12 protein-coding genes are annotated in these 15,319 nt (G+C 40.0%); all 12 read left to right on the top strand.

Going from position 1 to position 15,319, the window contains the following annotated elements; all coding sequences use genetic code 11:
- Positions 1-184: 184 nt before the first annotated feature.
- The 12 genes from GKO22_RS02645 (at position 185) to GKO22_RS02590 (ending at position 15,285) form a co-directional block, all read left to right on the top strand.
- The gene (locus tag GKO22_RS02645) at positions 185-1,603 is read left to right on the top strand and encodes an exopolysaccharide biosynthesis polyprenyl glycosylphosphotransferase (protein WP_262886470.1); all 1,419 of its coding nucleotides are present in this window, start codon (positions 185-187) and stop codon (positions 1,601-1,603) included.
- Positions 1,604-1,638: 35 nt separating this feature from the next.
- Positions 1,639-2,379, top strand: coding sequence for a hypothetical protein (locus GKO22_RS02640; protein ID WP_166332540.1), 741 nt, complete (start codon positions 1,639-1,641; stop codon positions 2,377-2,379).
- Positions 2,380-2,409: 30 nt separating this feature from the next.
- Positions 2,410-4,026 (top strand): hypothetical protein, encoded by a 1,617-nt coding sequence (locus tag GKO22_RS02635; protein WP_166332539.1) that lies wholly within the window; start codon positions 2,410-2,412, stop codon positions 4,024-4,026.
- A gap of 186 nt (positions 4,027-4,212) precedes the next feature.
- Positions 4,213-4,956, top strand: coding sequence for a tyrosine-protein phosphatase (locus tag GKO22_RS02630; protein WP_166332538.1), 744 nt, complete (start codon positions 4,213-4,215; stop codon positions 4,954-4,956).
- Between the two features lie 32 nt (positions 4,957-4,988).
- A complete protein-coding gene (locus tag GKO22_RS02625; protein ID WP_166332537.1) occupies positions 4,989-5,804 on the top strand; it encodes a polysaccharide biosynthesis/export family protein in 816 nt (271 codons plus the stop codon).
- A gap of 56 nt (positions 5,805-5,860) precedes the next feature.
- Positions 5,861-8,227 carry a GumC family protein gene (locus tag GKO22_RS02620; protein WP_166332536.1) on the top strand — a complete coding sequence of 789 codons (2,367 nt, stop codon included), beginning with the start codon at positions 5,861-5,863 and terminating at the stop codon, positions 8,225-8,227.
- A gap of 9 nt (positions 8,228-8,236) precedes the next feature.
- Entirely contained in the window at positions 8,237-9,187 is a 951-nt protein-coding gene (locus GKO22_RS02615; RefSeq protein WP_166332535.1) for a GDP-L-fucose synthase family protein, read from the top strand.
- Between the two features lie 42 nt (positions 9,188-9,229).
- Positions 9,230-10,342 carry a GDP-mannose 4,6-dehydratase gene (gene gmd, locus GKO22_RS02610; RefSeq protein WP_166332534.1) on the top strand — a complete coding sequence of 371 codons (1,113 nt, stop codon included), beginning with the start codon at positions 9,230-9,232 and terminating at the stop codon, positions 10,340-10,342.
- Between the two features lie 40 nt (positions 10,343-10,382).
- Positions 10,383-11,753 (top strand): lipopolysaccharide biosynthesis protein, encoded by a 1,371-nt coding sequence (locus GKO22_RS02605; RefSeq protein ID WP_166332533.1) that lies wholly within the window; start codon positions 10,383-10,385, stop codon positions 11,751-11,753.
- A gap of 11 nt (positions 11,754-11,764) precedes the next feature.
- On the top strand, positions 11,765-12,670 hold the full coding sequence (locus GKO22_RS02600) for a polysaccharide pyruvyl transferase family protein (protein WP_166332532.1): 906 nt from the start codon (positions 11,765-11,767) through the stop codon (positions 12,668-12,670).
- A 13-nt stretch (positions 12,671-12,683) separates the two neighbouring features.
- On the top strand, positions 12,684-13,730 hold the full coding sequence (locus tag GKO22_RS02595; protein WP_166332531.1) for a CgeB family protein: 1,047 nt from the start codon (positions 12,684-12,686) through the stop codon (positions 13,728-13,730).
- Positions 13,720-15,285, top strand: a complete 1,566-nt coding sequence (locus GKO22_RS02590) for a hypothetical protein (RefSeq protein ID WP_166332530.1) — start codon at positions 13,720-13,722, stop codon at positions 15,283-15,285. Before GKO22_RS02595 ends, GKO22_RS02590 begins: the two co-directional genes overlap by 11 nt.
- Positions 15,286-15,319 lie beyond the last annotated feature (34 nt).

Raw genomic sequence — 15,319 nt, 5'->3', positions numbered from 1 at the left:
GTTTGAATGTGTTTTCTAAAGGTTTTATCAATCATTATTTGGGTTGAAGTTAAAAACTAAGTGCACGATGAACCAGATTGTATTATTTTTTTTCATAATCCTTTTCCAAAATGTGATTTGTGAAAAATGAAAGGCAAAAAAATATGGAGTTATTATAGAATTGTCCACTAACTCATGAAAAACTATGTTTAGGTACGTGCAAAATCGAGTATTGGTCTATTTAAGGGCTTTTTGGGTTGTTACAGATTTTTTTTGTGTGAATTTGGCTTTCTTGCTTGCTTTTGATTTAGCATTAGAGCTTAATCTGATCAAATACATCGACAAGTCGTCTTCGGCTTTCCAATCCCTATGGATGATGTATAATTTGCTAGCTATCTTAGCAGCTTTGCTATCACATCTATATCGGGATGTCTCTATGGAACGTCTTGAAAATATGTTTCGAGCTACATTACGTGGAGGTACAGGTTTGATCATCTCCTTTGGTGTTTGTGTCATGTCAGGTTTCCAACTAGCGCATGCATGGCCATTTGTTGTCATCCTTTCGGTGGTGCTAGCAACTTACTTTATTGTGTCTCGTTTTTTCATGACTTATATCTACCCTGCGTTTGCTAAGCGATTCAATTGGTCTAAGCGAGTTGCTATTATTGGTCACGGAGATCATCTGGCGCCAGTTGCCGAGTATTTCGAGAAACAAGGCGATTTCTACAGCATCAATACTATCGGCTATAAAGATCAGGATGCTTTGCATAATAAGGAAAAAACACTTCAGCGATTCAAAGAATATTTCGAGACGGTCTCAAAAGATGGTATCCACGATGTATTTCTGGTGACGACACCCGAAGTGAGTGCATATAGCGAAGATCTCATCGTAGCGGCAGATTTTCAATGTGTACAACTAAATTTCGTTCCGGCGATTAGTGCGCGAATAACTTATAATGGGAATGAAAATGCCCTAGTTAAATTCGATCTACCCGTACTTAAGTCTCACGAGGAGCCCATGTCCACGATGGAGAATAGATTCAAAAAGCGCTTGATTGATCTATTCATTAGCAGCATGGTCATTATCTTTATTCTGAGCTGGATGATACCTCTTTTTGGTTTGATCATTAAAATCCAGAGTCCGGGTCCCATTTTCTTTAAGCAACCTCGTTCTGGCAGAAATAACCGTGCTTTCGGTTGTTACAAGTTTCGGAGTATGGTCGTAAACAAGCAATCCAATGCACAACAGGCAAGCAAAGGTGACAAACGCATTACCCCAATTGGTCAATTTCTTCGAAAAACCAATTTAGATGAGTTTCCACAATTCATCAACGTGTTTCTGGGTCAGATGAGTGTGGTTGGACCTCGTCCGCACATGTTGTCACATACAGAACATTATAGTCAATTGATCCAGCACTATATGGTACGTCACTTTGTGAAACCAGGAATTACAGGTTGGGCTCAGGTAAATGGGTTTCGGGGAGAAACCAAAGATCCATCGCTGATGGCTAAAAGGGTAGAGTACGATATCGAATACCTGAGAAACTGGTCAGCTATGCTTGATTTTAAGATTGTCTGTATGACTGCAATCAATATGATCAAAGGAGAAGAAAATGCCTATTAACAACTAAATCTTTTTTTAATATCAAATCAACCTTTATGAAATTTAAATTCACATTTGTCGTGATGATGCTGTTCGGTCTCTGCAGCCTATTCGCGAGCACAAGCGTGCTTGCAAATGGTAGCGATCGAGACAGTATCCCTACATCGGCCTATGAGTATGGTTACCCATATCCTGTAGGATTAGGTGTGCATGTCGGGACTACCGGCGTTGGCTTACATTATTATCAACCGCTTGGGACGCACTTTGGAGCGCGAATAGCTGGTAGTATTATGCCGTTTAATACGAGAATTCAGGGCAACTACAGCGGCCGCGATACCAGAACCAACGTGTTTGCCAAAGCACATAATGTGTCTTTACTATTTGGCTGGACACCATTTGCCTCAAGAACAGGTTTTTTCCGCTCTTTCAATGTGCAACTAGGAGGCGCTTACTTCTTCAAATTAGATGGCCGATTGGAGACACGCTTAGCTGATCCTTACCAATACGGAGAGATCGCAGTCGATCCAGAGTACGTCGGTACTATTACCACACACGTGAATTGGAAAGAGACTGTCAATCCATACGCAGGTATAGGCTGGAGTAATATTGTGATAGATAGTAGATTCTCAATGAATATTGATCTAGGAGCTTATTACTTATCAAAGCCGTCAGTTCTTATGGAAGCCAGCGGTTTATTGGAAGAAAATGTGGCTAATGCGTCGCGGATCGAAAATAATATCCGCAACTATCGCTATTTACCACGTGTAGAAATTGGATTTAGTTACCGTTTTTGGTAAGGGGGTATCATCCATAAGCACATGACAAAAATGAAAAAATTAGCTACATATATATGCGCACTTATTTTGATAAGTGTTGCTGGTTCTTGCGAGAACCCATTAAAAGATTTTGATTTACTGATTAGTACCGAGGTGATCAAGCAATCTGCGACTCTACGTATTGTTGATGAAAACGGAAGTACGATCAATGGAGTTTCGGTAACACTTGAATCTGGTGATACCCAAGATATTTACAATATGAATGGTTTCCGTGACTTCAAGCCAACGGAAAACCTAGTTACCTTTGGACTAGATCCAAAAAGAACTGCATCGGCATCCGCTCCAGTGCGCTTTCGCGTCACAATTAGCGCTAGTGGTTACACCACGCAAATTGTTCCCGTATCTATTACGGATGCATCTGCTGGTATCGAAACGATCACCCTGAGAAGACCATCACAACTTCCTGATGGCGTGACTGAGGTTCGTCGCAATATTACATTAGGCGCTAACGGCGCTACGTTAGAGCCCATCACGATTTCTTTCCCTGCGGCAGATGGTAGTGGGCAAGTTTCATTAGATATTCCAGCAGGAACACAATTTAGAGATGCAGATGGTAACCTGATCGTAGGTACAAACCTTGAAGTGGTTGTTGGAAGTATCGATGGACGTAACCGCGATGCACAATCTATTCTACCGGGCGGTAGTCTTAGAAGTAGCAATGTTGTTTTAGAAGGTGGTGCTAGTTCAGCGGGTACATTCAGTCCAGGAGCTATTACAAGAATCAACATGGTGATCAATGGCATTGCAGTCAGACAATTTAGCCAACCACTATCTCTTGGATTACCAGTCTCAAGTGATTACATTAGTCCACTAACAAATCGTGCGATCAGTACTGCAGAAAGCTTCCAAGTGTTCACCAATAGTAGCACTGATAGAATTTGGAGATTCGAACAAAATACGGTTGTTACTGGCGACGCTACTGCAGGTTACCGAGTAACCTTCCCGATCACTCACTTAACCTTCTTCTTAGCTGGAGAGTTTGGTGCAGCTTGTAGTGTTCAGCCTGTCATCAGTTTTACAGGCGATTGGATGACCAATGGTTCTACTTACCCAGTTACCGTAGAAGCGGGATGGGGAGGAAATGTGATTGCTTCTGGACAGTATTCTATTTCTAGTAGCATGAAAGATATCACCGTAGCAGACTTACCTGCTTCAGGAGTTACGATTGTAGTGAAAAATTCCGCTGGAACAGTTTTGGCGGAAACATTGCTAGGTGCTTGTGGGCAGACTACGCAAATTGCGTTGCCTAATCCAGGAGATCCTGCCAATCCGACTGCGACTTTACAATTGTATGTACGTTGTCCAGATAAGGTAGATCCTATTACTTTGTTGCCAACCTTCCAGTTGTATTATCGTCCAACAGGTACGCAAGCTTATGCATTCTTAGGAACCGTGACTAATGGATTTTTGAGAACGACGTTGTTGCGTACGGATGGTACTCGATACGATTTCAGAGCAATCTGGAATAACCGTGTGAAAGTAGTTGGTGGAAAAACCATCAGCGTAGACAACACAGCTACTGTTGGTATACAGCCAGGAGATATCATCGGCGAAAAAGCGGGTGCGACCAACTTGGCTATCTTGACAGAAGAGTGTGGAAAATTATAATATACATTAAACGTGAAAAATATCGTATTCCATCTGGTTTTGGACAATTCTACGAACCGCGTTCGTAGCCAAAAAACGGTATGGTTTACAAAAGAAACAAGTGTTAGCTTGTAATTGTAGGGGAATATCCCGGGCGGTCGCTCCGGCCGGGTATTTCTACAATTATGACGCTTAGCAAAACAATATATGCTCAACATCTTCCGCGGAAAAAGAAAGTTTCAGAATTTAGATTGGATGCAAATCGATATGCACTCCCATATCTTACCCGGCTTGGACGATGGTGCCGCGACGCTGGAAGATGGCTTGCAATTGATAGAGCGTCTATCTGGATTGGGAATCCAAAAGTTCTTTTTTACTCCGCATGTTTTTCAAGGGATGTATCCCAATACGCCAGCGCGTATTGCGGAGTCTTACGAAAGCATATTGAGTAGCAAATATGCCGATCTGGCAGGAGGGTTTGCAGCAGAATATATGGTCGATACGTCTTTTGACAGCCTGATCCAACATGGCGATTCCTTAGCTACTTTGCCCAACAACCATATCTTAATAGAGATGTCATACATTCAAGAAAGCGCTTTGATTGAAAAAGTCATTTTCGACTTACAGATGAATGGTTTAAAACCGATTTTGGCTCATCCAGAGCGTTATGTTTTCTATCACGGCAATGTGCAGGCGGTCAAGCGCTTACGCGAATTAGGATGTTTGCTACAACTTAATCTACTATCACTTTATGGCTATTATGGTTCTAACGAAAGAAAGGCCGCCAAGCAGTTATGTGAAAAAGGGTTGGTGGATTTGGTAGGTAGTGATGCGCATCATATGCGGCACATCAAAGCGCTCGAACACTGGATCGGGAAAGAAGACCTTTGGCCTTCCTTCAAAAAATGCAATTTACAAAATCAGGCACTATTTGATCACACGCATGCCTAACAAGACTTATTAAAACTACAACTACAATCACAATGACTAACAACTTCAAAAAATCTTTTCCGCGAACACCCCTTTGGTATCTTATCAGTGGTCTGCTGTTTGCGACCTTGCTAGGAAGCTGCTCGGTGAAAAACATCGTCTACTTCAGTGACCTGCCGGCAGACTCCTTAAAAGTCATGAAAGCCGCTGCTGACTTTACCGAACCTGTAATTCAAGGCGATGATATCCTAAGCATCACTATTCAAACCTTGGATCCTACTACGAGTAGCGTGGTGAATCAGGCCGAAGCCGTGCAAGCTGTGGGGGCAAGTAGCGCTACTAGCGTAGGAAATCAGCTTATCACCGGTTTTTTAGTCGATAAAGATGGTTATGTGCATATGACCTTACTCGGGAAAGTAAAAGTGCTCGGGCTAACTACCTATCAGGCCAGAGAACTAATTACCAAAAAAGCATCCGAGTTCTATCGTAACCCAACGGTACAGGTGCGCTTTGCTAATTACAAAATCACTATACTTGGTGAAGTAACTCGCCCTGCAACTTATACCGTGCCTAATGAAAAAGTAACGGTATTGGATGCTTTAGGTCTAGCAGGAGATTTAACCATCTATGGTAAGCGGGAAAATGTGCTGCTTGTACGAGAAGAAAATGGTCAGAAAGCTATGGTAAGACTCAACTTAACCGATAGCGACATCTTTCAATCTCCCTATTATTATTTACGGCAGAACGACGTAATTTATGTAGAGCCTGGTAAGGCAAAAGCAGCGGCAAATAATGCAGCTAGAACGCAAACTTATGCTATTGCAGGTACAGTGCTATCACTATTGATCGTACTAATAAGTAGATTGTAAAAACTATCCTATTCGGATAATTACATTAACGTATCGTTACATCAAGATTTTGATTTATGAGTAAAAAAGACTGGAATGAAGAGTTCGAGTTTAATGAGCAGCCTTCAGATAACAAAGAGTTTATAAGATTGCTTGGTCGTATTGTTTCCAATTGGTATTGGTTTGTGCTTTGTGGCCTACTTGGTCTTGTAGCCTCATATACATACTTAAGGTATACCTTACCTGTTTACACAGTTGATGCTAAACTATTGGTGTCAGATGATAAAAAAGGTGGAAATTCACTTGCTGGTTCTCCGATGGCTGATTTGTCTGGATTAATGGGTACTAAAAGTTCGGTGGATAATGAAGTAGAAGTGTTATCCACCAACGACTTAATGCGAGAGACCGTACTAGCAGATAGTTCGTATGTGAGCTATTTTGTAGAGGGAACATTTCATAATAGACCCGTTTATCATGCGCCTTTCCGCCTAACTGTATTATCTGATCCCGATTCTATTCGAGAATCTTTTAGCTTTAAAGTTGATTATTCTGGTGAAGAAGGGGTTATTCTTACTAGCAGTGATACTACCATTCAAACGGCGCTTGGTAAACCTTTTCTACTTGCTAATATTGGCTTAGTGCAACTTAATCCTAACCATGCATCTCGTGACGCTAATAATTATGGATTTACAATAAGACCAATTGGAAAAGTAGTAGCCGGTTTAATGAATTCGTTGAAAGTATCTGTTACCAATAAAAATGTGTCCACCATAGATTTAACGCTTAGCAGTACACAGCCGAAGCGAGGTGAGGAACAACTACAACAGTTGATTAAGAAGTACATGGAGCGAAATCTCCATGATAAAAATGTGGTAGCAGATTCTACCTTATCTTTTATTAATGCACGGCTCACAGCAATAACACAGGAGTTGGCAGGGGTAGAAGATCGCATATCTGGTTACAAACAAAGCACGCAATTAGCCGATATGACGGAACAGAGTAGAATTTTATTAGAGAATTCTGCGGAGTATACGAAGAGTTTGGCCGAGATTGATGTGCAATTATCGAGTTTGGATGCCATGTCTAGCTATTTACGAGATGCCAATAACCCGCGTGTGGTTCCTGCATCCATCGTTTTGCAGGATGTTGCATTTAATGGCTTAATCAACCGGTATAATGAGCTGGTGTTGCAAAGGGAACGCCTATTACTGGCCAATACCGAAGATAATCCATTGGTCAAGAACATCACGGTGCAGATTGCCGGCGTGCGGGAAGATATGATCAGCAGTTTGGCTTCGACAAAGCGTAATTTGGAATTATCTCAGTCAAAGCAAGCGCAGATGTCCAACCAATTAACCTCGCAAATTCAACGAGTTCCAGCAATTGAGCGCGGTTACATTGATTTGGCTCGTTTGCAGCAGATTAAACAAGCGCAGTATATCTTCTTACAGGAGAAATGGGAAGAAACTGCTATTGGTCGTACCGCCAATGTGTCCAATTCGAAGGTGATTGATACACCAAAGTCTCGAGAAGAACCCATCTCTCCCAAAGGTAAGACAGTCTATGCTATGGGATTGATTTTGGGATTGTTGATTCCACTTGGGTTTTTGTATATCAGAAATCTATTAAATGTTCGAGTAATGAGTATGGAGGATATCGAACGGAATAATAATCTACCTATTCTGGGTATGATCTCACATTCGGACGAGTATGAGCAGGTTGTTATTACAAAAACATCCCGCTCACCCATTGCCGAGCAGTTTCGAGCGATACGTACCAATCTGGAGTTTGCCCTACAAGGAAACAAGACCATTTTGTTTACTTCTTCCATGTCGGGTGAAGGAAAGTCCTATGTAGCGTTGAACCTAGCCGTTTCGCTGGCCTTATTGGGGAATAAGGTACTGATTATGGAACTGGATCTCAGAAAACCTTCTATTACTTCTAAGCTTAATCTTCCGACTGGAAAAGGTTTTTCACATTATGCGGTCAGACCAGAAATGCGATTACAAGATGTGGTCATGTCCTCTGGGGTGCATCAAAATGTAGACCTTATACAGGCTGGTGCGATTCCGCCTAACCCTGCGGAACTTTTAGTGAGTGCAAGGGCAGAGCAATTGATGAACGAAGTCAAGGAACAATACGATTATGTGCTGATGGATGCGCCTCCAGTGGGGATGGTGACCGATGCACAATTGTTAAATCGTTATGCGGATCTATGTCTTTATTTGGTAAGACATGGACATACCTATAAAGAACAATTGCGTATTCCAAATGACCTCGTTGCCAAAGATCGTATTAAACCGATACAACTCGTGGTGAATGATGTAAAAGCTACTGGTAGCTATTATAGTAATTACGGTTATGGATATGGATACGGCTATGGTGAGTACGGACAAGAAGGGAAAAGCAAAACTTGGTGGCAACAACTATTCAAGCGTAAATAAAAAATGCAAATGGAAAAACAGGCTAAAATATACGTAGCTGGTCACAGAGGCATGGTGGGCTCAGCAGTCATTAGAATGTTGGAACGTAATGGTTATACCAACCTGATTGTGCGAACCTCATCCGAATTGGATCTGCGCAACCAACAGGCCGTTCTGGACTTTTTTGAGCGAGAGCAACCAGAAGTGGTTATTGATGCGGCGGCTCGTGTAGGTGGCATTTTAGCGAATAATGATTTCCCTTACCAATTTTTGATGGAGAATATGCAAATCCAGAATAATCTGATTGATGCTGCCCATCGAAACGATGTTAAGAAATTCGTTTTCTTGGGGTCATCTTGTATCTATCCAAAATTGGCGCCACAACCCTTGAAAGAAGAATATTTATTGACAGATTCTTTGGAACCGACCAATGAGTGGTATGCCATCGCCAAAATTACGGGTGTAAAAGCCTGTCAAGCCATTCGCAAGCAATTTGGTAAGGACTTTGTGAGCCTGATGCCGACTAATCTCTATGGTACGAATGACAATTTTGATCTAAATACCTCACACGTGTTACCGGCTATGATTCGCAAGTTTCATGAAGCCAAAGAAAATCGGAATGTACCCGTTACACTCTGGGGTTCGGGCACGCCTATGCGAGAGTTTCTATTTGTAGATGATCTGGCTAATTCTGTTTTGTTTGCTTTGGAGCATGTATTACCAGAATATCTATATAATGTGGGGACGGGCGAAGATTTGACGATCAAAGAACTGGCGGAGACCATACAAAAGGCTGTTGGTCATCAAGGTGAGATCATCTGGGATAGCAGTAAACCTGATGGCACACCGCGCAAACTCATGGATATCTCTAAAATGCATCACCTCGGCTGGAAGCATACCGTAGCATTAAGCGAAGGTATTGCAAAGACATACGATTGGTTTTTAGCCAATCAGCAAGATTACAAGCAAGTCAAACTATAAAAGACAAAGTAGTTTTTTACTTCTTACTTTTTACTTTTTAATATGAAAACAGCATTAATTACAGGTATTACGGGGCAAGATGGTTCTTACCTAGCCGAATTATTATTAGAAAAAGGATATATGGTTCATGGCGTGAAGCGTAGGGCTTCTTCCTTCAATACCCACCGTATTGATCACCTTTATATCGATCAGCATGAGCAACATGTACGTTTTAAGCTGCATTATGGTGATTTAACAGATTCGACTAATCTAATTCGTATTATTCAGGAAGTACAACCAGACGAGATTTACAACTTAGGCGCGATGTCGCATGTAAAGGTTTCATTTGATTCACCTGAATATGTGGGTAATGTAGATGGGTTGGGAACGCTTCGTATTCTGGAAGCTGTCCGTATTCTTGGATTGGAAAAGAAAACCCGTATTTATCAAGCTTCTACTTCTGAGCTATATGGTGGTTTAGAAGAAAATAAAAACTCCGAGGGCTTTTATGATGAAAGTTCTCCATTTTACCCACGTTCACCTTATGGTGTAGCTAAAATTTATGGATTCTGGATTACGAAGAATTACCGTGAGGCCTACAATATGTATGCCTGTAATGGTATTCTGTTTAATCACGAGTCACCTCGTCGTGGAGAGACATTTGTGACCCGTAAGATTACCATGGCTACTGCGGCTATTGCTTTAGGAAAACAAGAGTGCTTGTATCTAGGTAATATGAATGCTTTACGCGATTGGGGTCATGCGAAGGATTATGTAGAAGCCATGTGGCGGATCTTACAGCAAGATGAACCCGAGGATTATGTAATTGCGACGGGTATCACGACTTCGGTGCGAGACTTTGTGCGTTTGGCGTTCCAAGAAGTCGGAGTAGAATTAGAGTTTACCGGCGAAGCCGAACAGGAGATTGCCACGGTGAAGAGCGTGAACAATACGGAGTATCAATTTGAAATTGGACAGATTGTCGTACGGGTAGATCCAACCTACTACAGGCCGACTGAGGTAGATTTATTATTAGGCGATCCTACAAAATCAAAAACCAAGTTGGGTTGGAAACCGCAGTACGATCTCGCTGCTCTGGTTTCGGAAATGGTCGTTTCTGACATCACGTTAATGAAAGGCAATTACAATACGCAGTGGGAGCATATTGTTGGGTAGTAATTTTAGTCGCACCGAAATAATTAAAATCTGATTTTACATGGTTGCATATAAAGCCATTATCAAGAACTTAGCGGCCAACTCTTTCGGAATGGCGATTAATTTCGTAGCCCAAATTGCGATGGTTCCTTTATTCATCACATTCTGGGGAGTAAGCAAGTATGCCGATTGGATTTTGATTACGGCCTTATCGACCTTTTTTGCGATGACTGATATGGGGTTGAATAGAGCAAGTAATAATGAGTTTGTTATTCAATACCAGCGTCACGAATATCGGAGATGTGAGAAATTGCAGCTAAATGCATTTCTGTTTATCATACTCATTTTCTTATGCTTCACTTCCGTATCAGCTTTAGTATCTACACAGTGGGGTTTGAAAGGGATGTTGGGGGTTACCTCATTTACCGAAGTGGAAGTATCGGCTACATTTATTTTGCTGCTCGCCCAAGTGTTTATTACCATGTATGGTAGAGTATATCACGGAGTATTCAGAGCTACTGCTAAAACACATATAGCAATAGTGGTTGATAATATCATACGGATTGCAGAACTAATTGTCTTGTTCTTTTCGGTGTTTTTAGGATTTGATATCATCGTATTGTCACTACTATACATTGCCCCTTCCATAGGGGGCTGCATATTTAAACATATTTACACGCGTTCAATATTTTCTGTTAAACTATCATTTGGAAATTTTGACAAAGATATTTTTGTTAGCATGATAAAGCCCTCTTTGGCATTTATGGCATTTCCACTAGGGCAGGCGATACAGAATCAAGGATTGGTATTTGCGGTGAATACATTTTTGGGGGGCGCTGTGCTAGTTGCTTTTACCACTACACGAACATTACTTAATTTCTTACGACAGATAATGAATATGTTATCCACTTCTGTTAATCCAGAAATATGTGCTGCATACGGCAGAAAAGACTACAAAGCAATATTTGATATCTACTACCGTTCGATTATAGTTACTTTAGTCGCTACTCTGGTTTGTATGATAGCACTTCTGGTCACGGGAAAATTTATTTTTCTAGAATGGACTAAACACGCCGTGCCGTTTGATCATACCTTTTTTATTGGTATGCTTTTCGTTATGCTCATTTCTTGTATTTGGGGACTAGCGAGTGTGGTTCCACTTTCGACGAATACCCATACAAAATTCACTCTAACCTTTTTGCTATTTCAGTTTTTAGGAGTAGGTGCATGTTATGTAGTACTATCGCTCTTTCCAGCATTGAGTTATATTCCATTGGTACTTTTTATAACAGAAACTGTTTTACTTATTTGTGTACTAAAGCAAAATAATAAATTTTTAAATACTGATTTCAGTGAAATGGTTATATCCTTATGGTCACAATCGAAATTTTTATGGAATAAAGGGTTTCGGATGATCAAAATACACCATTAAAAATATTTTACATGATAAATTCGTTAAAACGCATTTACCGTTATTTGATTAGTAATAATCGCTTCTTTTTGAAACTTCATCTGCAAAGATTTATTAGTCGTTATCCTTCAAAAATTTTGCATGAGAACGATGACAGCAAAAGTACTGTGCACTTTATACACCGATATATTACTAGCAATACAGGTGATATGGCTTGTGGTTACTATCGCTATTTTTTAGATCATTTTAAGGAATATCGTTGTTTGGCACATGATATAAATTGTGTCGATCTTGCGAAGATTAGTGCTGTTGATACTGTTATTATTGGTGGTGGCGGCCTTCTAAACGCTACGGAAGAGTGGAATTATAATCTTATTACTGCGGCAAAGAAAGCCAAAAAAAGCATTGTCTGGTCTGCTGGGTTTAATAGCTTTGCGGGCAAAAAATTTCATAATGCTATAGATTGGAATTTATTTGATTTGGTGGCTGTGCGTGATTTCAAATATGGCGATTTCAGATATGTCCCTTGTGCGACCTGTTTTATGCCAGAGTTAAGTAGTACATATGTAATTACAAGAGAGTTTGGTGTAGTCGGACATAAGGATGTCTTACACCATTTGCCGGCCGAGTTCAAAGAATACGAGATGCTTACCAATAGCGCGTCCCTATCTGAGTTCGTGGCGTTTATTGGCAGTTCTAAAATCGTATTGACCAATAGTTATCATGCAATTTATTGGGCTACATTATTAGGTAAAAAAGCGATTCTTTTTGCTCCGCGATCTGAAAAATACAATTTTTACAAATACCCACCTCATCTATATACAGGAGATTTAGCGGCAGATTTGATGACGGTTAAGACGTATCCTGATGCGATGTCAGACTGTAGAAATCTCACGATTGAATATTTAGAAGATATTAAATCAATCATTAAATCTTAATAAGCGATTGAATATGAAAATCTTATCAGTGGGTTCGTTTAATGGTTTGTCCAACACATGTCTGCATAGAAATTGGGCATTAACAGAAATTGCCGACGAGATTGATATGGTAAATATCCGTGAAAAACCTACTTCTTGGTTGTATCGAGTGGCTAATAAGCTGTTTCAGAAAGGGGTGTCTGTGCCTTTGCCCGATGATTCCAATGCGAATAAGCAGATACTTAAATTTGTACAAAAATCGGTCAATACTCCTTACGATATCGTCTGGGTAGATAAAGGACTAATGATTAATGCTAGCACACTTCGGAAGATCAAGAAAATCAATCCCAAGACTAGTATTGTAAGTTATTCGCCTGATAATATGGTGCTCAGACATAATCAAAGCGTAAACTATCTTGAAGGAATTCCACTTTACGATATTCACTTTACGACAAAGTCATACGTCATAGATGAACTTAAGCGTTTAGGTGCTAAGCGAGTTGTCTTTACCAATAAACATTATGAGCATACATTTCATTATCCTAGAAATTTATCTTCAGAAGAAATAGAGAGACTTGGAGGTGATGTTGGTTTTATTGGCATGTGGGAACAGGAAAGATGCGATAGTATTCTTTTTTTAGCTAAAAATGGAATAAAAGTTAAGGTATTTGGTGGCGGGAAATGGCAAGATTATAAGGATGTGGAAAATTTGGAGGTTTTACCGGCCGTTTATTCCGAAGATTACTCTAAAGCGTTGCAGGCCTTCAAAATTTCACTGTGTTTCTTGCGGAAAATAAATGCCGATTTACAAACCTCTCGTTCAATGGAAATCCCAGCATGTGGCGGGTTTATGTTGGCAGAACGAACTTCAGAACATTTGACACTCTTCTCAGAAGGAAAAGAAGCAGAGTTCTTCTCTTCTAACGAAGAGCTGCTTCAAAAATGTCATTATTATTTGAAACATGATAACGAACGTACTCAGATCGTTGATGCAGGAGTCTTGAGATGTCAATCATCTGGTTACTCAAATCGAGATGCAATAAAAAGAATGTTGGAAATTGTACGGTTGAATGGCAAATAAGTTTAACAAATCGAAAACAGGTAATATTATCGATTTACTACGCAAGTGGATGGATATCATATTATATGTTGCTGTAGGCTGTGAAATGATTTTTTTTCCATCTTGGGCCAACCTTGCAGGTTGCAGCATGACAGTATTGGTATGGTTGATTTTTAAGCAGTTTTTTCTAAAACAGCAGTTGATTATCTTACATCCTTTTTCGTTCTTCGCTTTTTTATCATTGTTTCTAGCACGGTATATTCCACTTCCAGCCACATTATTGGAAGGAAAACCGATAACCTATGGCTTTGAAACACCATTTCAGACTTTTTTTTGGGAAACTATTATGTTTATCGTTGCTTCGCTCGCATTCTACGCGGCGGCTAGAAAAAATATATCTCAGAATAATTTTATGCAAAAGGCACTGTATAAGCAAGGTTTTTTTAAGACGGATGCGATTACCTTATGGATTCTTGGAGCTGTGGGATTGGCGGTAAGAATCCAACAATTAGGTGCTGGGGACGAAGTGGAATTTGGCGATGTGAATAATAAATTTCTCGCCGGACTTATGTACTTGCAATATGCACCGCTCATCCTGTTATTTCCTAAGTTATCCAATATTTCAATTAGTAAGAGTAGAGACTTATATGTCTGGTGTTATGTTGGAATACTTTTTATGACAAGTTTTGCAACAAATAGTAGACAGGCTATGATTTATCCCATAATCACCATTGTACTGCTAGCGTTTCTACATATACTGCGGGAGCGAATCTCTATATTTAAAATTATATCTCCTACACGTATTGTTATCTTGTCTCTTGCTTTAATTTTCGGTTTGAACTTGTTCTCAGATGTATCACTCGCAATGCTCTATAATAGGAGTGCTCGAGCAAATGTAAGCCGAAGCGAATTATTTGATAAAACACTCGCAACGCTCCAAGATAATGCCACGATGGACGTTTTGAGAACAACCTCTCTCGAAACAAATGAAGGTTTAATGTCCTACAACGAAGGTTGGGATGAGCGTTATCTAAATAATTTTATGCTCAATCGTTATGGAAATCTACGGGTTTCAGACCAAACCCTCTATTATGCAGATAGGGTTGAATATGGTAATAAAAAGATGCAAGAAAGCTTCCTTAACAAAGTAGTAGGTGTTTTTCCACTACCTATGTCATCTTTTTTAGGTTTTGAAGTGGATAAAAATGAATTACAGTATTCTCCTGGGGATATGTTATTAACTACCGCTGGCAATACAAATGCATTGGGTGGATTTCGAGTAACGAGTTTGATCGCAGACGGCTTAGCTACTTTTGGATACTGGTGTTTTCCGATCCACTTTGTGTTATTATTTCTGTCGTTTAAACTTATGGATTGCTTTGTTATTTATAGAAATAAGCGTCTTTCCTATTCTACTCTTGGACTAATAAATGTTTTTGGTTTTTTAGGAATGTTCAGGAATTCGATAGGAACTATTGTACTAGTGACCTATTTGTTGAGGGGCTTCTGGCAACAATGTTTCATTTTTTGGTTTGTAGTGATCATTATAAAATTGTTGCCAATAAAAAAGGATTAAAAAGAACCAAATTAGCTAGTCATCAAATTGCTTT

Source organism: Sphingobacterium chungjuense (assembly GCF_011316935.1).
GTDB classification, from domain to species: domain Bacteria; phylum Bacteroidota; class Bacteroidia; order Sphingobacteriales; family Sphingobacteriaceae; genus Sphingobacterium; species Sphingobacterium chungjuense.
Note: the sequence above shows the minus strand (reverse complement) of the source record. Positions and strands in the feature narration are given on the sequence as shown.

Bases quoted from the DNA above. Each gene is read 5' to 3' on its own strand.
- GKO22_RS02620 (WP_166332536.1), top strand. From the start codon at position 5,861: ATGAGTAAAAAAGACTGGAATGAAGAGTTCGAGTTTAATGAGCAGCCT.
- GKO22_RS02635 (WP_166332539.1), top strand. From the start codon at position 2,410: ATGAAAAAATTAGCTACATATATATGCGCACTTATTTTGATAAGTGTT.
- GKO22_RS02640 (WP_166332540.1), top strand. From the start codon at position 1,639: ATGAAATTTAAATTCACATTTGTCGTGATGATGCTGTTCGGTCTCTGC.
- GKO22_RS02595 (WP_166332531.1), top strand. From the start codon at position 12,684: ATGAAAATCTTATCAGTGGGTTCGTTTAATGGTTTGTCCAACACATGT.
- GKO22_RS02625 (WP_166332537.1), top strand. From the start codon at position 4,989: ATGACTAACAACTTCAAAAAATCTTTTCCGCGAACACCCCTTTGGTAT.
- GKO22_RS02615 (WP_166332535.1), top strand. From the start codon at position 8,237: ATGGAAAAACAGGCTAAAATATACGTAGCTGGTCACAGAGGCATGGTG.
- GKO22_RS02590 (WP_166332530.1), top strand. From the start codon at position 13,720: ATGGCAAATAAGTTTAACAAATCGAAAACAGGTAATATTATCGATTTA.
- GKO22_RS02605 (WP_166332533.1), top strand. From the start codon at position 10,383: ATGGTTGCATATAAAGCCATTATCAAGAACTTAGCGGCCAACTCTTTC.
- GKO22_RS02645 (WP_262886470.1), top strand. From the start codon at position 185: ATGTTTAGGTACGTGCAAAATCGAGTATTGGTCTATTTAAGGGCTTTT.
- GKO22_RS02600 (WP_166332532.1), top strand. From the start codon at position 11,765: ATGATAAATTCGTTAAAACGCATTTACCGTTATTTGATTAGTAATAAT.
- GKO22_RS02630 (WP_166332538.1), top strand. From the start codon at position 4,213: ATGCTCAACATCTTCCGCGGAAAAAGAAAGTTTCAGAATTTAGATTGG.
- gmd (WP_166332534.1), top strand. From the start codon at position 9,230: ATGAAAACAGCATTAATTACAGGTATTACGGGGCAAGATGGTTCTTAC.